The organism is Vibrio sp. 10N.286.49.B3, from assembly GCF_002873395.1.
Taxonomy (GTDB): domain Bacteria; phylum Pseudomonadota; class Gammaproteobacteria; order Enterobacterales; family Vibrionaceae; genus Vibrio.
The window spans coordinates 998-22,090 of the sequence record NZ_MCUV01000030.1 but is presented as its reverse complement, the minus strand read 5'-3'; the positions used below and the strand labels follow the sequence as shown (position 1 = coordinate 22,090).

Genomic DNA, 21,093 nt, shown 5'->3' with positions numbered 1-21,093 from the left:
TTCTAACTTTCTAACTTTCTACCCTGAAAAACCCTTCTCGCATATACCACCCCACTTAATCCACCAACAATATTCCCCACCGCAATACCAACAAACAACCCCTCAATCCCATTCCACTGACTCCCGATCCAAGCACACGGCAACATAAACACAAACAAACGCATAAAACTCCAAACAAACGCCTGCAACGGTTTATGCATCGCATTCAACGCACTGGTCAGCATCATCAAAATCCCCAACAAACCATAACTAAACGGTACAAACAGCAAATAGTGCCACAGCAGACTTTGCACCTCTTGCTCCTGAGAAAAAAGCGCCGCCAGAGGAATACTCAACGGCACCATCACCAGAAAAACCAACAGCTGAAAACCCACCGAAAAACGCATACACAAAAACAGAGCATCAAAACTACGTTGAGGATTCTTAGCACCAAAATTCTGCGCCATAAACGGAGACAGCACCGACGTTAACGACATCAACACCAACAATAAAATCGATTCAACCCGTTGTGCTGCACCATAGGCCGCAACCGCAGCGGTGCCATGCGACGCCAACATCATCATCAAAATCGCACCAGATAACGGACTCATCGCATTAGAAAGCGCTGCTGGTGTACCGATGTGCAAGATAGGCTTCCAGTCGCTGATCATCTTTTTCAGATCAGGTAGGGCGATCAACTTCTCACGAATACGCACCACATAAATCGACGCCATCAGAGCGCCTAACCAACTAACGCCACTGGCAATCGCTGCGCCTTGAATACCAAGTTCAGGGAAAGGTCCGTAACCGAAGATCAATAAGGGATCGAGAATGCCGTTGATCAGCCCCGATAACATCATAATTTTCGCCGGCGTTGCGGTGTCTCCCGTGGCTCGGATGGCGCTGTTGCTGGTCATGGGGATCACCAGCAGAGGAATCGTCAGATACCACACCACCATGTATTGGTTGATCAAAGGTAATAGCTCATCACTAGCACCGAGTAATCGAAACAGGGGATCGATAGTGGCAAGTCCAATACTCGAAGCGATGATCACTAGCAACAGTGCGAGAATTAACCCATGCGTGGTCATACGTGCGGCTTCGGGACCTTTTTTTTGTCCGAGTAGACGCCCTATGCAGGTGGAGATACCGACGCCTATGCCCATGGTGATGCAGTTGACGGCAAAGGTGACAGGGAAGGTGAAGCTGATGGCGGCGAGGGCGTGGGTTCCGAGCAGTGAGATGAAGAAGGTGTCGACGAGGTTAAACATTAAGATGGCGACCATGCCGATGACCATTGGGATGGTTTTTTGGCGTAGTACTTGGCCAATCGGGGCGGTTAATAAGCCATGTTTGTCGTCCATCTAACACCTTATCGAGTCGAAGTATGCCACTTGATATTCAGCATACTCCATATCTGATATGACGCCTATTTTTTATGTCTAACTAAGTGGTTTGTTAATTTAATTAGTTAGTTAGAGTCTATGCTTCATGATGCTGGGTCGTTATCAATATGGAGGTGATTACGCAGACCGCTCAAGACGTCCCTGTTCGCTTAGTAATGGGCATCCATGCCCATTGATGTCTGCTCCATTACATCCATATTGTTAGCTCACTGAGTTTGGAGTTTGGAATTTATATTTGCTTGGGAAGTTTTGTGCGATGTCAGTGCAGATGCCATCGACGCCCCAGTTGAAGAGTTGGTTGGCGCGGGCGAGGTTGTTGACGGTGTAGACGTTGACTTTGTAGCCTGCGTTTTTGAAGGCTTGGACTTGCTCGCGAGTTAAGGTGCTATTTTCTGGGTGGATATAGTCGGCTTGGCAAGCTTGTAGGATAGAGAGCCAATCATCGTGCAGTGCGCCACGTTCAAATAGGCAGGCGACGGCGATGTGTGGGCAGCGGCGTTTGAATTCAGCCAGTGCTAGGTGGTTAAAGCTTGAGACGATCAGTTTGCGTTGTGGATCGAGTTGTTCGATGGCGCTGATGACGTTGTTGATCAGAGCGTCGGTCATTGCCCAGCCCGCGGTGCAGGATTTGATTTCGATGTTGAGGTTGATCTGCTCTGCGTTGGCAAGGGCGATGGTTTGTTCTAGGGTTGGGACTTTTTCGCCAATGAAGTCATCGCTAAACCATGAGCCAGCGTCAATGTTGTCGAGATCGTTTTTGTTGGCTACGTATAAACTGCCGCTGTGGTCGGTGCAGCGATCGAAGGTGTCATCGTGCGACATAACGACGGTGCCATCAGCCAGAATATCGACATCACACTCAAGCCATTTGATGCCATGTGAACGGCAAAGTTTGAAGGCAGCGAGGGTGTTTTCTGGAGCAAGTGACGACATGCCACGGTGGGCAAACACGGTTTTTTCAGTTGCGTTGGTCATAGTAATCTGGCTCATAACGACAGCTCTTTTATGATGAATACCAATCTAAATCACTTTTGAACAACAATATGGAGGTGATTACGCAGACCGCTCAAGACGTCCCTGTTCGCTTAGCAATGGGCATCCATGCCCATTGATGTCTGCTCCATCGCATCCATATTGCTAATCAGTCCGCTTTTTGACTGATATAACTTAAAGGTTTGGCAAAATGTACCGGCATCATAAACGCGCTAGATGACAATTTTTAAACGTTTTGATGACAGATTGATTGACTGAAATTATCACGGCTCTCTAACAGTGTAGATCTTTGTTCAAAGCTTGGTATTTTTCCGATTTTCGTTAAATTAATCACACTTTTTAGCCGCTTGCCCCTTGGGATTGTCATGATGATCCCCAACATATGTATAACAAGCCGAGCGATCGGTATTTATCAAATTTATGGATTAACCTAATCAGGAGAGACGACCCAATGAACATTCGTCCTTTACACGACCGAGTAATTGTTGAACGCCAAGAAGTTGAATCAAAATCGGCAGGTGGCATTGTGCTAACTGGCTCTGCTGCTGAGAAATCTACTCGCGGCATTATTCTAGCTGTTGGCAAAGGCCGCATCTTAGAAAATGGTTCTGTTCAGCCGTTAGACGTTAAAGTTGGCGACACGGTTATCTTTGCCGAAGGTTACGGTACTAAGACTGAAAAAATCGACGGTAAAGAAGTCCTAATCATGTCTGAAAATGACATCATGGCTATTGTTGAGTAATCAAGCACTCGTTGAGTAATTCGTTTTAACTCGAACTAAAAAAGAATTTTAAAGGGAAAATAAAGATGGCTGCTAAAGACGTTAAATTTGGTAATGACGCACGTATTAAGATGCTAGAAGGTGTAAACGTTCTGGCTGACGCAGTAAAAGTAACATTAGGTCCTAAAGGTCGTAACGTTGTTTTAGATAAATCATTTGGCGCACCAACCATTACTAAAGATGGTGTTTCTGTTGCACGTGAGATTGAGCTTGAAGACAAGTTCCAAAACATGGGCGCACAAATGGTTAAAGAAGTCGCTTCGCAAGCAAATGATGCAGCGGGCGACGGTACAACAACAGCGACAGTTCTTGCTCAAGCTATCATCACTGAAGGCCTAAAAGCCGTTGCTGCTGGTATGAACCCAATGGATCTTAAGCGCGGTATCGACAAAGCGGTTATCGCTGCAGTTGAAGAGCTTAAAGCGCTATCTGTTCCATGTGCTGATACTAAAGCTATCGCACAAGTCGGTACTATCTCTGCGAACTCTGATTCAACGGTTGGTAACCTAATTGCTGAAGCGATGGATAAAGTTGGCCGTGATGGTGTTATCACTGTTGAAGAAGGTCAGGCTCTACAAGATGAGCTAGACGTTGTTGAAGGTATGCAGTTTGACCGTGGTTACCTGTCTCCTTACTTCATCAACAACCAAGAAGCGGGTTCTGTTGATCTAGAAAGCCCATTCATTCTGCTTATCGACAAGAAAGTATCGAACATCCGTGAACTACTTCCTACGCTAGAAGCAGTAGCAAAAGCCTCTCGTCCACTGCTTATCATTGCAGAAGACGTAGAAGGCGAAGCGCTTGCAACTCTTGTTGTGAACAACATGCGTGGCATCGTTAAAGTGGCAGCGGTTAAAGCTCCTGGTTTTGGTGACCGTCGTAAGTCTATGCTACAAGATATCGCTATCCTAACTGGCGGTACGGTTATTTCTGAAGAGATCGGTCTAGACCTTGAGAAAGTAACGCTAGAAGACCTAGGTCAAGCTAAGCGTATTTCTATCACTAAAGAGAACTCGACTATCATCGATGGTGCGGGTGAAGAAGTGATGATTCAAGGTCGTGTTGCTCAAATTCGTCAACAAATCGAAGATGCAACGTCTGACTACGATAAAGAGAAACTTCAAGAGCGTGTCGCTAAACTGGCTGGCGGCGTTGCGGTCATTAAAGTTGGCGCAGCAACTGAAGTTGAAATGAAAGAGAAGAAAGACCGCGTTGAAGATGCACTACACGCAACTCGCGCAGCGGTTGAAGAAGGTGTGGTTGCTGGTGGTGGTGTTGCACTTATCCGCGCGGCTTCTAAAGTTGCTGGTCTTGAAGGTGACAACGAAGAGCAAAACGTGGGTATCCGTGTTGCGCTACGTGCGATGGAATCTCCAATTCGTCAAATCACTAAGAACGCGGGCGATGAAGAGTCTGTTGTTGCTAACAATGTTCGCGCTGGCGAAGGTAACTACGGTTACAACGCTGCGACTGGCGAATACGGCGACATGATTGCTATGGGTATCCTAGATCCAACTAAGGTAACTCGTAGCGCACTTCAGTTCGCAGCATCGGTAGCGGGTCTTATGATCACAACTGAAGCGATGATCACTGACAAGCCTCAAGATTCTGCTCCTTCTATGCCTGATATGGGTGGCATGGGCGGTATGGGTGGAATGGGAGGGATGATGTGATAATTTGTCACATTATCTAGCTGAACATTTCTGTTCCCAAAGATAGTTATCAAAGAGCCGAAGATATGATGTCTTCGGCTTTTTTTGTGCCTGTGGGTTTTGGTGTTATCGATGAGAATATGAGGCAATATCACAAAATTAGTTAATTTATTTAATGGGTTATTACTATAATCAGTCAGTCAAAACTAAAAAAATAATGGAGCTTTAAATGAAAAAATTACTATCAGTGTTAGCGGTTACGGCAACAATGGCTTCTCCACTTGCGTTGGCTGCATCTGCGCCAGTGATGTTCTCTTCTATCGATAATTTTAATGCACCGAACAATAGCAGTGTTGCTGGTCTGCGTGTTTCTGCGCTGCACGGTCAAGTATCGGAAGTGAAGGGTGTGGATCTTTCTCTTATTGGTTTGTCGGAAACGGATAGAACAACGGGGGTTAACTTTGGTCTGTTCTTAGGTGCTTCGAAAGTAAACCAAGAAATGAAGGGTGCTTCGCTAGGGCTATTGAACTGGAATACGGGTCTAACAACGGGGGTTAACTTCGGTGCGGTGAACCTGACGAATGACGTTAATGGTCTGAACTGGAGTATGGTTAACTACTCGGAAGGCTACACGATGGCTGATGTCGGTGTGGTCAGCTTCTCGGAAAAGTCGAACTTCCAATTCGGTCTATTTAACAAGACTAGCCACATTGATGGTGTGCAAATTGGTCTTATTAACTGTGCTGATAATGGTTTCTTTAAGTGTTTCCCATTGGTGAATTTCGCGAAGTAGTTCATTACTCGCTTTAATAGTGTGATTCAAAATGGTTTAGTAGAGTCACCCTAATTCGTAAACGCCTCGGTTGGTTTTGTCAGCTGAGGCGTTTTTATTTGTCCGATACATTCGTCACAGGGCGTGATTAGCTAAGCAATGTAGAGGTGCTGAAGCAGACATTAAAGAACATGGATGTTCTTTATTGAGCGAACAGGGATGTCTTGAGCGGTCTGTGTAAGTACCTCTATGTTGCGCCTATCAACCTATCAAACTATCAAACTATAAACGCATCAACCTATGATTCGCCAAACCTCAATAAACCGTTACTCAAGATGCAGGTCGAGTGGGGTTTTGCTTTTTCTACCACCGATTTCACGAGTCAGTTTCGGTACTAAATAGCCCGAGGTTTGCTCCATCACGCCGGCCATAATCGCTTTCGCTTCTTGGTCACTAATATAGAAATGCGCCGCGCCCTGTACCTTATCCAATACGTGTAAATAGTAAGGCAAAACGCCAGCCGCAAATAAAGCTTCATTAAGATCAACTTGCGCCGCGACGCTATCATTCACCCCTTTCAAAAAGACGCCCTGATTAAGCAAAGTCACATTGATTATACGCAAGCGGTGCAGACTATCGCGCAATGGCTGGTGGATCTCATTGGCATGATTGATGTGGGTGACGAGCACCACTTGTAGACGTGTTTGATCAAGCATAGTGACCAACTCATCGGTGATACGATCGGGGATCACCACCGGTAGTCGGCTATGAATACGCAGACGTTTAATGTGTGGAATCGCACTGATTGCCTCGATTAACCAGGCAAGCTCACTGTCTTTGGCCATCAGTGGATCGCCGCCCGATAAGATCACTTCATTGATATCGGGTTGCTCGGCAATGTAATCGAGAGAGATTTGCCATGCACTTTTGCTGCCCTTGTGCTCTTGATACGGAAAATGGCGACGGAAGCAGTAACGACAATTGACCGCACAGCCACCTTTGACGATCATCAGTGCGCGGTTTTTGTATTTGTGCAGTAGACCAGGCAGGGCGTTATCTTGCTCTTCTAGCGGATCATGATTATAGCCCTCGTGAACCTCAAACTCTTCGCTTAACGGCAAGACCTGACGTAATAGTGGGTCGTGTGGGTTGCCTTTTTCCATTCTATCAACAAAACTTTGTGGCACACGTTGAGCGAATAGACGCTTAGCTGCAAAGCCTGCTTGCCATGGTGTAGCATCGATTTCTAACCATTCAAGCAGTTTTATCGGGTCGGAGGTCGCATTCGATAGTTGTTTGAGCCAGTTTTGCTCAACAGATTCGACTTTTCGGGTTATGATAGATGGCATTAAAATTAACTCAAGATCTGTAAGAGGACATCATGGCGACAGTAAGCACCAATGAATTCAAGGGCGGTTTAAAATTCATGCTAGATAACGAGCCTTGCTCAATTCTAGAAAACGAATACGTTAAGCCTGGTAAAGGCCAAGCGTTTAACCGTGTTAAACTTCGTAAACTGCTGTCAGGCAAAACGTTAGAGAAAACATTCAAATCAGGCGAAAGCTTCGAACTGGCTGACGTTATTGATATTGAACTGGCTTACCTATACAACGATGGTGAATTCTACCACTTCATGAACAATGAAACATTTGATCAAATCGCTGCTGATACTAAAGCGGTCGGTGATATGAGCAAATGGCTTATTGAAAATGACGTTTGTACTTTAACGTTATGGAATGATAACCCTATCACAGTGACTCCGCCAAACTTTGTTGAGATCGAAGTGACGGATACGGATCCTGGCCTTAAGGGTGACACGCAAGGTACTGGTGGTAAACCTGCAACATTAGCAACGGGCGCGGTAGTACGTGTACCACTATTCATCACAATCGGTGAAGTTGTTAAAGTTGATACACGCTCTGGCGAATACGTTGGTCGTGTAAAGTAATTACATCTGCATTATTGATGTAGCTAGGTTGCAGCGCTGACAAAAGAGTGAATGCTAACCGATAAAAAAACCACTGACTTAATCAGTGGTTTTTTTGTGTCTGCTTTATCATGGGCATCGATTGATACCCATAACCATTCGTTATCTTGATGATTAGCGTTGGTTTAGTTCAAGCAGTTTTGCGCCAATGCCTTGAGAGTAAGCACGGTTGTAGTACTCATCCCAGTTGATTGACCAGTACATCACACCACCGAAGTTGTCGTAGTTATACTCGGGTGCAACGGTGTCGCAGTTGGTGCCTAAGATCAGGCAATCCAATGCTTTGTTGGTGTTTTCAATGGTTGCTTGACCGCTACCTGCCGCTTTTGCTCCTGATGGTAGACCAATAGAAACTTGGCTATCAGGTAAACCTTCGAAGAATGGACCTTGACCGTAAGCCGTTTCAAATCCTTCCACTAGCATTTTCTGCGCTGCCACCATCATATCAACGCTGCCCACTGGCGCTGTTCCGCCGTATGGGTGTTCTAGACCGCCATTGTTGTACAGTTGTACGTGCAGTAGGTCTAGCATGTCACGCGTATCATCGATAAGTGGTAAGTAAGCGCCCCAAACCGTACCGTTCGCCATACTGACATAGCCGCCTTGCACGTATGGGTGCTCTGGTGCCATGGTGAGGTAAAGATCACGACCTAGTTTGTCTTGGATTTGACGTAAAGCGACAGGCAGACGTTGTTGGATTTCAGAGCCGTTAACCAGACCTGAACCACTTTCGTAATCAACATCTAGACCATCAAAGCCCCATTCGATAACGATGTCCGTTAAGCTATCAACGAAGGCTTGTTGTGAAGCATCGTCGTTGAGGATGATTGTCCCTTCTGCGCCGCCAAGAGAGAGAACGATTTTCTTACCGTCAGCTTGCAGTTGTTTGATGTCTTGCTTGAAGCGATCGCCATCAAGACCTGGGCATTTTGAATCACCGGCAAAGAGGTTAAATTCGTTATGACCTGGCTGGAAGATAGTGGTGTCGGCAAAGGCAATATCGATAACATCCCACTCATTTGGGATCTCGCTTAGGTTCATTGGGCAGGTTGAACCGTTTTCAAAGTTGTGCCAGTAACCCACTAGTTTGTGTGGGTTTTCTTCCACTAACTGCACGCTAACTGGAATCGCACTCGATAGCTCTTCATCGCCACTGTTGTCGATAACTTTCGCTTGGATTTGGTAATCGCCAGCGGCTTCTGTTGTCCATGCTGCGCTAAATGGGGCTTCAGTTGCGCTTGCTACCACAAGACCATTGATGAGGAATTCAACTTTCTCAATGTCTGCGCTAAATGATTTCACATCCGCTTCTAAGCCAACTGTTGCACCGACGCTAAAACGTGAGCCTGCTGCTGGTTTTGTGATATCAACCACTAACGCTTGGTCAGTGACTGATACTTGCTGAGTGGCTGTGCTTTTATCATCTTCATTGTCGGTTGCGATGGCTGTTAATGTGATGCTGCCAGTCTCAAACGGTGTCCATTCGATTTGGTAGTTATCACCACTTGCTACGCCATCACCGATAAGCTCATCGTTAGCAAAGAACTGTACGCTGTTGATGCCAAAGTCACCTTCAACGGCATTCACCACGATATCGGTCGGCGTGCCCGCTAAGAGTGTTTCGCCGTTACCTGGAGAAGTGAAGCTTAGTTCTGGTGCTGCGCCACAATCGCCTTCATGTTGCCATGCGCTGTCCCAATGTGCGCCAACACCTGGTTCGTATGCCCATGCTGCGCTTGAACACCAGCCTGGAATTTGACAGCTGTATTGGTTGTCTTGGTTTACCACAACTTCGCCTTGCCCGTAACTATCACCTTCGTTGTAGCTTGGTAATGTTTTACAGCTGCCACCTGGTGCATTGCCACTCACGGTAAAGCGAATAGATTGGGTGCGTGCGCTTTGCTCATCGTGGTCGAAAGCTTGTGCGTAAACGGCATGAGAGCCCGCAGTTGATGTCCAACGGTACTCGTAAGGCTCGCTGTTGTCGCTGCCGATAAGTGCGTCGTTTAGGTAGAAATCAACACGTTCGATGCTGTTGTCTTCGCTGCTCGCATCGGCGGTAATCGCCACGATATCGCCTTCACTAAAGCTTTCGCCTGATGTTGGTGATGTTAGGGTGACTTCTGGTGGTAAGCTTTCTTCTGAATCGATAACGCTGATGGTTACTTGGCTCTCTTCACTCATCTCATCGCGATTGGTCGCTTTGATGGTGATGAGCTTGCTGCCTTCTTGTGTTGGAGTCCACTCTAGTGAGTATGGCGCTTGTTCGATGCTACCTACCGATTGACCATCAACAAGGAATTCAACGTGGCTGATTTCTGAGTTTTTGCTCTCAACATTGGCAGCCAACAGAATCGGTTTCGCTAGGGCAAATTGACCGCCATGTGTTGGTGAGGTAATGGTGATTACTGGTGGTTGTGGCTCGACGTTGCCATCATCACATGCGCCAAGGTGTGACCATTCTTGCCACTGACCTGAGTTAGCATCTGGCGCTGAACCTTGTGACCACCAATTTGCTTGGTAGGCGTTATTTTGGTGTTCTACGGTTGCGCCACCATTGTATGTGTCGCTGTTATTCCAGGTGTTTAAGTTTGTGCAATCGTAGTGACTTGCCATTGCACTGGCAGATAGCATGCTGGTGATCAGCAGGGTGAGTTGGGTCTTTTTCACAATGTTATTCTCTTTTTAAAGGGGGTGTTGAGCTAGACTTATCTTTTTATTAAACAAGAAATAAGTGCGTCTCCCAACTCTAAATTTGTGATCTTGACCCAAGCAAAAAATTTATTACGGAGTGATGTTCCATAAATGATCTTGGTCTGTTTCATTTATATCAAGTGAGTATTCATTGAGTGGATTAGCGGGGATATAGCAAGAAATAAAAAGGTCGATACTGAGTACCGACCTTGAGGGTTTTCTACTGGTTTATCGCTCGTTTAAATCATGAAAACGAAGATGATAGCCAGTGAGCTAATTAATGCTGCGATGAAGTAGCAGACAATTTTTCCAGCCACACCAACGTGGATTTTGATGTCGTGCAAACCATGATGAACACGGTGCATGGCATGCCACATTGGTAGTGCGAGCGACCCGATAACAAACAGTGCACCAATAAAGCTGGTGGCAAAGTCTGCAACGCGATCGTAGCTCATTGCTTCAGGTGAAATAATCCCTAGCGGCACTAAAATACCCAGCACAAAGATAGTCACAGGGGTGATCATGGCAAACCAGCTACCACCTGCGCCAAACAGTCCCCACCATACTGGCTCGTCGGAACGTTTTGGATTTCTGTTGACCTTAAAACTGTTATTCGACACGAGGATCTCCTTAAACCACAATCAGTACGATAAGTGAGATAAATGCCACGGCAGCCCACTGAGATAGAACAATGATCTTCTTATCAACAAGTTTGCCTTTTAAACGAATCGGCATGACTTGTGGCATCATGTTAAAGAAGGTATGTGCGTGTAATAAACTGCCGGCAAGTGCGACTAGGTTAATGGCAATCACGATTGGACTTGCCATGAAACATAGCCAGCTTTCCCACGCTTCAGGACCTTTTACTAGACTGCCCAAACCTATGGTAAGGAACAGAGTAAATAGGATTAGCGGCAGTACAGTTGCTTCACGTAGCATGTAAAAACGGTAGAAAGGGTTCGACTTCCACCAAGTGCGCGAGACGCTACGGACGTAAGGTTTACGGTTGCTCATTCTTAGCTCTCCACTTTCTTTGGTGAACCATCAGGTTTTAGCATGGCAATGACAAAGTCCATCGATGATTCGATTTTTCCTTGGTTAACCGCGCCAGCAGGATCGACATTTTTCGGACAAACTTCAGAACAGTAACCGACAAAGGTACAACCCCATGCGCCATTGTCACCGTTGATGATTGCCATACGTTCAGCTTTACCATTGTCACGACTGTCGAGGTTGTAACGATGCGCCATGGTTAGGGCAGCAGGACCGATAAATTCAGGATTGAGACCAAACTGAGGACAAGCGGCGTAGCATAAGCCACAGTTGATACAGCCAGCGAACTGTTTGTATTTTGCCATTTGTGCTGGCGTTTGGTTGTTTGGTCCATCTTCTGGCGTGCGGTCGTTACCAATGATGTAAGGCTTAACCGCTTCTAAACGCTCGATAAATGGCGTCATATCAACAATTAAATCTTTTTCGATTGGGAAGTTAGCCAGTGGTTCTATCGTAAGCCCATCTGGGTAGTCACGTAGGAAACTTTTACACGCCAGTTTCGGTACGTTATTCACCACGATGCCGCACGAACCACAGATAGCCATACGACATGACCAGCGGTAAGACAGGTCTTTATCTAAGTGATCTTTGATGTAACCAATCGCATCGAGTACCGACATCGTGTCATCAAATGGCACTTCAAATGATTGGATGTATGGCTGCTCATCTTTTGCTGGGTCATAGCGCAGAATGTCGACTTTTTGAATTCGGGTGGTAGACATTATTTCTGCTCCTCTGCTGAGTTTGAACTTTCTGTCGCCTCTTGTGCTGCGCTTGCTTCCGCCTCTGCTTCGGCTGCCGCTGCTTTCTCTGCCGCTTCACCATATAGACGCGCTTTTGGCTGTGACTTGGTGATTTTTACTGGGCTGTAGTCGATGCTTGGTGCGGCATCTTCTTGGTAGAAAGCCAGAGAGTGCTTGAGGAAGTTCTCATCATCACGAGCTTGGCAACCTTCATCAAGACGTTGGTGTGCGCCACGAGATTCTTTACGTAGGATAGCTGAGTGCGCCATCGCTTCAGCCACTTCTAGACCGTAACCAATTTCAATCGCGTAAAGTAGGTCCGTGTTGAAGACCTTGCCTTTATCTTTGATGCTAATGCGCTTGTAGCGTTCTTTTAGTTCCGTGATCTTATCGATAGTGACTTGCATGAGGTCTTCACGGCGGTAGATACCACAACCTGCTTCCATGGTTTTACCCATTTCAGTACGGATATCAGACCAGCTTTCATCACCTTCTTGAGCCAGCAATGCTTGGATGCGATCTTCAACAGCTTTTACTTGCTTGTCGATGGACTCATCATTCCAACCGGTAAATTCTTCGGCACGTTTCACGGCATGTTCACCGGCAACGCGACCAAATACCACAAACTCTGCCAGTGAATTTGAGCCTAAACGGTTTGCACCATGTAAACCAACAGAGGCACATTCACCCACCGCAAAGAGACCTTTAATGCGTGTTTCACATTCGCCGTTCGTTTCAATACCACCCATGGTGTAGTGCACCGTTGGACGAATTGGGATTGGCTCTTTCGCCGGGTCAACGTTAACGTACGCTTTTGCCAGTTCACAGATAAACGGCAGACGCTCTTGTAGGTACTCTTCACCTAAGTGGCGCAGGTCAAGGTGAACCACATCGCCAAGTGGGTGGTCGATGGTGTTGCCTTTTTGCTGCTCGTGCCAGAAGGCTTGGGATACTTTGTCACGAGGACCCAGTTCCATGTATTTGTTTTTCGGCTCACCGACCGGCGTTTCAGGACCCATGCCGTAATCTTGTAGGTAACGGTAGCCATTTTTGTTGACGATAATGCCGCCTTCACCACGACAACCTTCTGTCATCAAGATGCCCGTACCTGGTAGACCTGTTGGGTGGTATTGAACGAACTCCATGTCACGCAGTGGGATACCATGACGATACGCCATTGCCATACCATCGCCTGTTACGATGCCGCCATTGGTGTTGGTGTTGTAAACGCGACCCGCGCCGCCTGTCGCAAGAACCACCGACTTGGCTTTAATGGTGATCAGCTCACCTTCTGCCATATGAATAGCAATCAGACCTTGAACTTCGCCATCTTCAACTAATAGGTCAACCACGAAATACTCATCAAAACGGTTGATTTGGCTGTACTTCATTGAGGTTTGGAATAGGGTGTGCAGCATGTGGAAGCCGGTTTTATCTGCTGCGAACCAGGTACGTTCGACCTTCATACCACCGAAACGACGCACGTTAACGTCGCCATTTTCTTTACGGCTCCATGGGCAGCCCCACTGTTCCATTTGAATCATTTCACGCGTTGAGTTTTTTACAAAGTATTCAACGACGTCTTGTTCACATAACCAGTCACCACCACCAACGGTATCGTTGAAGTGATTGTCTAAGCTATCTTCTTCTTTGATCACTGCTGCCGAGCCACCTTCAGCGGCTACGGTGTGCGAGCGCATTGGGTAAACTTTTGAGATCAGAGCAACTTCTAAATCAGGATTCGCTTCAGCTGCTGCAATAGCAGTACGAAGACCAGCGCCGCCAGCGCCGATGACCGCGATATCTGTGGTTATTGTTTTCACAGTTATCCTCCAGTTGGTGTGGGTGCGGAGTGTTCCGCTAAAAAATAATTAAGCGCAGTCAGCGATGGTATAACTGACCGTCAACTACGACTTAAGTAGTATGCTTTCATATTACCAACAGGGCTGTATATAAAAAATTGATATGACTAAGCTTTTCTTATCTATTTCGTTAGTGAATGTTTTTTATTCTATTTAATGTGATAAAAATCACGCTCCATTTTGGTTTTTTTAGCCAGCAAGGTAGAATCCTTTTACATTTTCTAACGCCTGAATTTTTATGAACCCTATTGTATGGCAACCAGCCGCTTCGATTGCTGAGATTAAGCAACGTGCCACATTGATCCGCACCATCCGTCAGTTCTTTTTTGAGCGTGATGTTCTTGAAGTTGAAACGCCAGCGATGAGCCATGCAACGGTGACGGATATTCATCTGCATACTTTCCAAAGTGAATTTGTTGGACCGGAATACGCGCAAGGTAAGCAGGTCTACTTTATGACTAGCCCTGAATTTCACATGAAGCGTTTATTGGCAGCAGGCAGCGGTTGTATCTATCAAATCGCGAAGGCATTTCGTAATGAGGAGAACGGTCGCTACCATAATCCGGAGTTCACGATGTTGGAGTGGTATCGTGTCGGTTTTGATCACCATGCGCTGATGGATGAGATGGATCAGTTGCTACAGTTGGTGATGCAGTGTGGGCAAGCACAGCGCATGACTTATCAGCAGGCGTTTATTGAGGTGCTGGCGGTTTGTCCGTTAGAAGCGTCGATGGCGGAGTTAAAAGCGGTGGCTGCTACGTTAGGGTTGAGTGATATTGCTGAGCCTGAAACGGATCGTGATACGTTATTGCAGCTGCTGTTTAGTGTGGGTGTTGAAGCGAAGATTGGTCAGCAAGTGCCTGCCTTTGTTTATGATTTCCCTGCCTCTCAAGCGGCACTGGCGAAGATCAATAGTGATGATCCCCGCGTTGCTGATCGCTTTGAGGTGTATTTTAAAGGCATCGAACTTGCTAATGGTTTCCATGAACTTGATAACCCGCAAGAGCAGTTAGCCCGTTTTGAGCAAGATAATGACAAACGCTTAGCAATGGGCTTGAGTGCGCAGCCCATTGATCACCATTTAATTGCGGCATTGGAAGCAGGTTTGCCAACTTGTGCTGGGGTTGCGTTGGGGATTGATCGCTTGGTGATGCTGGCGTTAGGTTGCGATCATATTGATCAGGTGACGGCGTTTCCTTTTCCGCGTGCTTAGTTTTTTTTATATAAAATGGATTATTGATAATGGGCTATGAATGGCTAGCGTTGGCGTCGGCGTTTATTTGGGGCGTGACGAGTTTGATGTCGGTGACGTTGGCACGTCATTTAGGGACGTTTGCTTATAGTCGCTGGCGTATGGGTTGTACGGCGTTGATATTGAGTACGATGGCGTGGATCACGGGTGGTTGGTCGACGGTTGAATCTGCCTTGGTGATGCCGATGGTGTTGTCGGGCTTGGTGGGGATTTTCATTGGTGATACGGCGCTGTTTGCCTGTATGAATCGTATGGGGCCACGTCAGGCGGGTTTGCTGTTTTCTTGTCATGCTGTGTTTTCGGTGTTGCTCGGTTACTTGTTGTTTAGTGAAACGTTGTCGGGCATGGAGTTTATTGGCTCGATTCTGGTGTTTGCAGGCGTGGTGACGGCGATTTTCTTTGGACGTAAATCGAATGCGAATCAAGCGCTTGAGAAGGTGAGTGGTAAGGTATGGATTGGCGTGGGCTTTGGTTTGTTGGCAGCGTTATGTCAGGCGATGGGCGGGATTATTGCTAAGCCGGTGATGTTGACGTCGATAGACCCTGTTGCGGCTTCTGCGATTCGTATGATTGGTGCTTTTGTGGCTCACTCATTGTTGCGCTGTACTGGGGCGAAAGTCTCTTTGCCGACCAAGAAGATTAACCTGCGTATCTTTTTGCTAACGGGATTGAATGGCTTTCTTGCGATGGCAGTGGGGATGACGTTGATTTTGTATGCTCTGCAGGAAGGGAATGTGGGGATGGTGGCACTCTTGTCTTCCACGACACCGATTATGCTTCTGCCGTTATTGTGGATTTATACTAAGCAAAGACCGAATCGTTATGCATGGCTGGGCGCGATATTGGCGGTCAGTGGTGTGGCGTTTTTAGTTTAGATTTATTGATGGAGCAGGCATCGATGTTTATTGATGTCTGCTCCATTGCATCCCTATTGTGAATGCAGATATACCGAAACCCTTAAGCTCTTATTAAGAACATATGTAATTAAGAAACTTAGAGTTACGCGTTTGCAAAACTTAGAGTTACGCATTTACGTCATAAACCACAGGGCGATGTAGACGATGATAAGCCCGATGATACCCATGATTAAGCCAGTTTTCGCCATGTCTTTACTCTCAATTAAACCTGTTGAGTAGGCGAGAGAGTTCGGTGGTGTCGAGACAGGTAAAATCATACCGAGCGATGCCGAGAACGCGACAACGACCAGTAATCCTTGTAGACCCCCGACAACGGCGAGGCTTTCCATTGAAGCACCAATAGCTGCAGCGATAGGCATCAATAAGTTCGCTGTTGCTGTGTTGGACATAAAGTTAGCCATTAACCAGCAGACAATAGAGAGGGTGAGCACCACCGACAGAGGCGAAAGTGCTTCGTAGTTGATAGCGTGCGCCAGAGCTAAGGCTAAACCGGTTTTATCTAAGCCAATACCAATCGCAATACCACCGGCAACCAGCCATAACACATCCCAGTTAATGAGCTTTAATTCTTCCTTTCTCATGATGCCGGTTAAGGTGAAAACCGCCAGTGGGATCACGGCGACCACATAGGTGTTCATGCCGTGTATTTGGGTTGTCATCCACAATAAAATGGTTATGCCGAAGGTGATGTATACCACGATCGCGCGCCAATTCTTTTGAAACTCGCCACCTAATTTTAGCGTCATCTCTTTTTGTGTTGCTGGGAAAAGCTTCTGTAGTAAGAACCAAGCGATGGTCAATTGGATCATCACAAACGGTAAGCCCATCATCATCCAAGAAAGAAAGTCGATGCTGTTTTCACCGGTTAAATATTGTAGAGCAATCGCATTGGGTGGCGTACCAATTGGCGTGGCGATCCCCCCGGTGTTGGCCGCGATGGGAATACATAACACCAGCGCTTTGATACCTAAATCGCCTTTAGGTGCGGAGGCTACGATTGGTCCTAGCAGTGCCAGCATCATGACGGTGGTGGCAGTATTTGACATGAACATCGAGAAAACGGCAGTGATTAGCATTAATCCGAGCATGATAAATCGTGGCTGGTGGCCAAAGGGTCTAAGTAGCACCCGAGCTAAGTTGTTATCGAGTTCATACTTGGAAGCGGCAATCGCAAGGGCAAAGCCACCCATGAATAATATGATGATCGGAGACGAAAAGGCACTGAAAATGTCGGTATAAAGCATCATCTCGCCAAAATCATGACCAGATTGCGGTGCGCGGAAAAAGTGGAGGCCTTTGTCGGATATCATGATCAGTTGCAAGGTGATGATCAAAATGGAGGTAGCAAAAACGGGTACGGGTTCCAGCACCCACAACAGAGCAGCGAGTAAAAAGATGGCTAATAAACGATGCTGAATTACGGTGAGATCGTCAATGGGCATAAGGTCGATAGGTACAAATAAAACCGCCAAGGGGATGGCAAAACTGATAAACAACCGAATGATAAGTCCGGTATTGATGTTATGCATAACGTAACTACCTCATGATTAAATCGGATCGAACAGACGATTTGAATAGCATAAAATAGAAATGAAATAAGTACTTAGAGAGGGGTTTGAATTTTGATATCTCGCAGGGATTTATCGGGGAAACTTGAACTTGGTTTGTTTTTAATCAATAAAGCAGGGGAGGTGAATGGGCATCGCTGTAAATGGGCATAGCAGGTATGCCCATTACTGAGTCACTCGAGGTTATTCTGCTGATTCTTCTTTTGTCGACTCAGTGATAACTTTTTTATGTGCGTAAGCGGTACCCATTACGGTATCAATGCCATTTTGCATGCTGCTATCAAATTCAACGGCATCTTTAGCAAATAGGTTAATGACGGTAGAGCCCAGTTTAAAGCGACCCATTTCTTCGCCTTTTTGTAAGATAACCGCTTTGTCACCTTCAGCAGGGTAGTTCCACTTATAAACCGTATTACCACGTGGCGGTGTGACAGTGCCAGCCCAAACTTGTTCGATGCTACCCACGATGGTTGCGCCAACTAAAACTTGTGCCATTGGACCAAACTCGGTATCGAAAATCGACACAACACGCTCGTTACGTGCAAATAGGTTCGGAACATTTTCAGCGGTCAGTGGGTTTACTGAGAACAGGTCACCTGGTACGTAAATCATCTGACGTAGAGTACCTGTGCATGGCATGTGTACGCGATGGTAGTCACTTGGCGATAGGTAAAGTGTTGCAAATTCACCGTCTTGGAATTCTTCTGCTAGTGCTGCGTCGCCACCAAGTAGGTCTTGTGCTGTGTAGCTATGACCTTTTGCTTGGATCAGGCAACCGTCTTTAATCGCACCAAACTGGCTAGTACAAGCGTCAGCAGGGTGAGTGATGATGGTCTCTTCCTGTGCGATTGGGCGTGCGCCTTCTTTCAATTCACGTACAAAGAAGTCGTTGAATGTTTTGAAGTGAGCAGGATCAGAGTGCAGTGCTTCGTTCATATTGATCTTGTACTGCTTGATAAACAAACGGATAACCGCAGTAGTTAGACGACCAGCTTTCGCAGCGGCAAATTTACCTGCTAAACGAGTAAGTCCGTGTTGTGGAATACAGTATTGCAGGGCAATTTTAATTTTATCCATGAGTGTCAATTCCGATTCTTCGCTATAAGTTCATAAAATGAGGGCGCGGATGGTACTGAAAACTATCTCGATTGTCAGCTTTTCTTACCTTTGGCGCGATTTTTTTGTGCGATAAAGCCAATAGTTATCATAGACAAGCAAGTTAGTTTGAACAATATGAAGGTAATTACACAGAGCGCTCAAGACATCCCTGTTCGCTTAGTAATGGGCATCCATGCCCATTAATCTCTGCTTCATCACATTCATATTGCTACCAGCCACTTAACTTACTCAGCATTAATCGCTATTGGCTTATTGATATTTTTACGGTCGCGTTAAAGATCCGCTTTTTTGTTGCGTGAATATTGTCGATTCGCTTTGTTTTCTACCATGCTTTCAATGATGCGGTGGTAGTTATCAAAACGGGTACGACTGATATCCCCTTTTTCTACCGCTTCACGTAAAATACAGCCTGGATCGTCGATGTGTTTGCAATCTCTAAAGCGGCAACCACCTAGGTAAGGGCGAAATTCTGTGAAGGCTTCTGTCACTTCATCAGGTTCTAAGTGCCACAAACCAAACTCACGTACGCCAGGTGAGTCAATTAAATCACCGCCTGATGGGAAGTGATATAAACGCGCAGCCGTTGTGGTGTGTTTACCTAGCCCTGAAGTTTCAGAAACAATCCCTTCTTCAATTTCTAAGCTTGGCATCAATGCATTCACGAGACTTGATTTGCCTACGCCCGATTGTCCAACAAAGATATTGATACGATCTTTTAGCTCTTTCTCTAGCTCTGGAATGCCTGCGCCAGACTCTTTACTCACAAGCAGTACTTTGTAGCCAATCTTTTCGTAGACTTTCAGGCGTTGCTGATACTCTTCGATTTGCTCTGGCGTGAGTAAGTCGACTTTGTTGAGCACAACCAGTGGGGCAATTTCTACCGTTTCTGAGGCAATAAGGTAACGGTCAATGATATTGAGTGACAGTTCAGGCAAGACAGCAGAGACGATCACCATTTGGTCTACGTTCGCTGCTACCGCTTTTAGACCGTCATAGTAATCAGGACGAGTTAGCATTGAAGTGCGAGGCTCTACCGCTTCAACGACACCAGAAATGCCAGTCATAGACTCAAGACCGACGCGCCAAATAACGCGATCGCCAGAAACGAGGCTTTCAATCCCACGACGCAGATTACAGCGTTGAACTTCACCGGTCTCTAGATCTTCGATATCGGCATGTTGACCGAAACGAGTGATGACTAGCCCTTTCTTCGTTTCACCGAGCATGGCTTCATCCCACTGCACGGTTTCTTCTTTTTTCAGTCGTTTGCTTTGGTTGCTACGAACGCGTCGTACCTGACCTTTAGTTAGCTTCTTTTTTTTAGCCACAATAGTATTTTTAACCTTAAAACGTCAAACCACTTTGGTTGGATTCGCTATTTTGGGTATAGTACCTCTTTTAGCGACAAACAAATAGGCAGCGTAAATTATGTCTTCATCTTCTTGTGATAATACCTCTTTTAACGACCAAAATTTAATTTGGGTCGATTTAGAGATGACAGGCCTAGATCCTGAGACGCATAAAATTATCGAAATTGCCTCTATCGTTACTGATAGTGAGCTGAATATTTTAGCTGAAGGACCGGTTTTAGCCATTCATCAACCAGAAAGTGAACTGGAAAAAATGGATGATTGGTGTACTACAACCCATACTAACAGTGGTTTAGTGAAACGCATTCGCGAAAGTGAAGTGACTGAGCAAATGGCGATTGAGCAAACCATCGCATTTTTAGAGCAGTGGGTTCCTAAAGGTAAATCTCCAATTTGTGGTAATAGTATTGGTCAAGACCGCCGTTTTCTCTACAAGCATATGCCTGAGTTAGAAGAATACTTCCATTACCGTTATGTTGATGTCAGCACATTAAAAGAATTAACTCGTCGTTGGAAGCCAGAAGTATTAGATGGTTTTGAGAAAAGTGGCACACATTTGGCTTTAGATGATATTCGCGAGTCAATTGCTGAGCTAAAATACTACCGCCAGACGATCTTTACTATTTAATTGATCCATAACGTCAATTTGCGCCTGTGTTGTTATTGAGCGCATTGTTAGTTTAAATGATGTTTTTTGTGCGTTTTTTCATCGATCGAAAGAAAAGATCAAGTTTTTTATAATAATGACTTGCATCACAAAAAAATGCTCTTATAATTCGCACCCCTAAACGGCGAAAGACGATTTAGATTGCGACACTAGCTCAGCTGGTAGAGCGCAACCTTGCCAAGGTTGAGGTCACGAGTTCGAACCTCGTGTGTCGCTCCAATTTTTTTGTTAAGATTCGGTCTTAAAGAAAAGTTGGCAATAAGTTTCTATTGTACTTT

The 21,093-nt window shown here is 45.9% G+C and carries 18 protein-coding genes and 1 tRNA gene; 8 read left to right on the top strand and 11 right to left on the bottom strand.

Annotation, left to right across the window (positions count from 1 at the left end; translation table 11 throughout):
- Positions 1–2 precede the first annotated feature (2 nt).
- Both BCU68_RS10870 and BCU68_RS10865 read right to left on the bottom strand, forming a co-directional pair.
- Complete coding sequence (locus BCU68_RS10870) at positions 3–1,343, bottom strand: MATE family efflux transporter (RefSeq protein WP_102564774.1); 1,341 nt, start codon at positions 1,341–1,343, stop codon at positions 3–5.
- Between the two features lie 243 nt (positions 1,344–1,586).
- On the bottom strand, positions 1,587–2,375 hold the full coding sequence (locus BCU68_RS10865) for a glycerophosphoryl diester phosphodiesterase (protein WP_241901355.1): 789 nt from the start codon (positions 2,373–2,375) through the stop codon (positions 1,587–1,589).
- Positions 2,376–2,829: 454 nt separating this feature from the next.
- On the opposite strand from BCU68_RS10865, the gene BCU68_RS10860 reads away from it, so the two are divergent.
- The 3 genes from BCU68_RS10860 (at position 2,830) to BCU68_RS10850 (ending at position 5,604) form a co-directional block, all read left to right on the top strand.
- On the top strand, positions 2,830–3,120 hold the full coding sequence (locus BCU68_RS10860) for a co-chaperone GroES (protein ID WP_010433998.1): 291 nt from the start codon (positions 2,830–2,832) through the stop codon (positions 3,118–3,120).
- A 65-nt stretch (positions 3,121–3,185) separates the two neighbouring features.
- A complete protein-coding gene (gene groL / locus BCU68_RS10855) occupies positions 3,186–4,832 on the top strand; it encodes a chaperonin GroEL (protein ID WP_102564773.1) in 1,647 nt (548 codons plus the stop codon).
- A gap of 208 nt (positions 4,833–5,040) precedes the next feature.
- Positions 5,041–5,604 carry a phaC PHA synthase gene (locus tag BCU68_RS10850; RefSeq protein ID WP_102564772.1) on the top strand — a complete coding sequence of 188 codons (564 nt, stop codon included), beginning with the start codon at positions 5,041–5,043 and terminating at the stop codon, positions 5,602–5,604.
- Between the two features lie 305 nt (positions 5,605–5,909).
- Here the strand turns inward: BCU68_RS10850 and epmB are convergent, their stop codons facing one another.
- On the bottom strand, positions 5,910–6,932 hold the full coding sequence (gene epmB / locus BCU68_RS10845; protein ID WP_102564771.1) for an EF-P beta-lysylation protein EpmB: 1,023 nt from the start codon (positions 6,930–6,932) through the stop codon (positions 5,910–5,912).
- 32 nt (positions 6,933–6,964) lie between these two features.
- Between epmB and efp the strand changes: the two genes are divergently transcribed.
- Positions 6,965–7,531, top strand: a complete 567-nt coding sequence (gene efp, locus BCU68_RS10840) for an elongation factor P (RefSeq protein WP_102564770.1) — start codon at positions 6,965–6,967, stop codon at positions 7,529–7,531.
- Between the two features lie 153 nt (positions 7,532–7,684).
- On the opposite strand, the gene BCU68_RS10835 is transcribed toward efp, so the two are convergent.
- The 5 genes from BCU68_RS10835 to frdA form a co-directional block, all read right to left on the bottom strand.
- Positions 7,685–10,240, bottom strand: a complete 2,556-nt coding sequence (locus BCU68_RS10835) for an Ig-like domain-containing protein (RefSeq protein ID WP_102564769.1) — start codon at positions 10,238–10,240, stop codon at positions 7,685–7,687.
- 263 nt (positions 10,241–10,503) lie between these two features.
- On the bottom strand, positions 10,504–10,905 hold the full coding sequence (gene frdD / locus BCU68_RS10830) for a fumarate reductase subunit FrdD (RefSeq protein ID WP_347230768.1): 402 nt from the start codon (positions 10,903–10,905) through the stop codon (positions 10,504–10,506).
- Positions 10,895–11,278, bottom strand: a complete 384-nt coding sequence (frdC, locus tag BCU68_RS10825) for a fumarate reductase subunit FrdC (protein WP_102564767.1) — start codon at positions 11,276–11,278, stop codon at positions 10,895–10,897. The genes frdD and frdC overlap by 11 nt, the downstream gene beginning before the upstream one ends.
- Positions 11,279–11,280: 2 nt before the next feature.
- Positions 11,281–12,039, bottom strand: a complete 759-nt coding sequence (locus BCU68_RS10820; RefSeq protein WP_102564766.1) for a succinate dehydrogenase/fumarate reductase iron-sulfur subunit — start codon at positions 12,037–12,039, stop codon at positions 11,281–11,283.
- Entirely contained in the window at positions 12,039–13,883 is a 1,845-nt protein-coding gene (gene frdA, locus BCU68_RS10815) for a fumarate reductase (quinol) flavoprotein subunit (protein WP_102564765.1), read from the bottom strand. Before frdA ends, BCU68_RS10820 begins: the two co-directional genes overlap by 1 nt.
- 277 nt (positions 13,884–14,160) lie before the next feature.
- Between frdA and epmA the strand changes: the two genes are divergently transcribed.
- Both epmA and BCU68_RS10805 read left to right on the top strand, forming a co-directional pair.
- The gene (gene epmA / locus BCU68_RS10810) at positions 14,161–15,135 is read left to right on the top strand and encodes an elongation factor P--(R)-beta-lysine ligase (protein ID WP_102564764.1); all 975 of its coding nucleotides are present in this window, start codon (positions 14,161–14,163) and stop codon (positions 15,133–15,135) included.
- Between the two features lie 29 nt (positions 15,136–15,164).
- A complete protein-coding gene (locus BCU68_RS10805; protein ID WP_102564763.1) occupies positions 15,165–16,049 on the top strand; it encodes a DMT family transporter in 885 nt (294 codons plus the stop codon).
- 155 nt (positions 16,050–16,204) lie between these two features.
- On the opposite strand, the gene BCU68_RS10800 is transcribed toward BCU68_RS10805, so the two are convergent.
- From BCU68_RS10800 to rsgA, 3 genes are all read right to left on the bottom strand, one after another.
- A complete protein-coding gene (locus BCU68_RS10800; RefSeq protein WP_102564762.1) occupies positions 16,205–17,620 on the bottom strand; it encodes an SLC13 family permease in 1,416 nt (471 codons plus the stop codon).
- 222 nt (positions 17,621–17,842) lie between these two features.
- On the bottom strand, positions 17,843–18,736 hold the full coding sequence (asd, locus tag BCU68_RS10795) for an archaetidylserine decarboxylase (protein ID WP_102564761.1): 894 nt from the start codon (positions 18,734–18,736) through the stop codon (positions 17,843–17,845).
- Positions 18,737–19,050: 314 nt separating this feature from the next.
- Positions 19,051–20,106 (bottom strand): small ribosomal subunit biogenesis GTPase RsgA, encoded by a 1,056-nt coding sequence (rsgA, locus tag BCU68_RS10790; RefSeq protein WP_102564760.1) that lies wholly within the window; start codon positions 20,104–20,106, stop codon positions 19,051–19,053.
- Between the two features lie 100 nt (positions 20,107–20,206).
- Here rsgA and orn point away from each other — a divergent pair, with 100 nt between their 5' ends.
- Both orn and BCU68_RS10780 read left to right on the top strand, forming a co-directional pair.
- Complete coding sequence (gene orn, locus BCU68_RS10785) at positions 20,207–20,776, top strand: oligoribonuclease (RefSeq protein WP_102564759.1); 570 nt, start codon at positions 20,207–20,209, stop codon at positions 20,774–20,776.
- A gap of 182 nt (positions 20,777–20,958) precedes the next feature.
- Positions 20,959–21,034: transfer RNA gene (locus tag BCU68_RS10780), tRNA-Gly, on the top strand.
- Positions 21,035–21,093 lie beyond the last annotated feature (59 nt).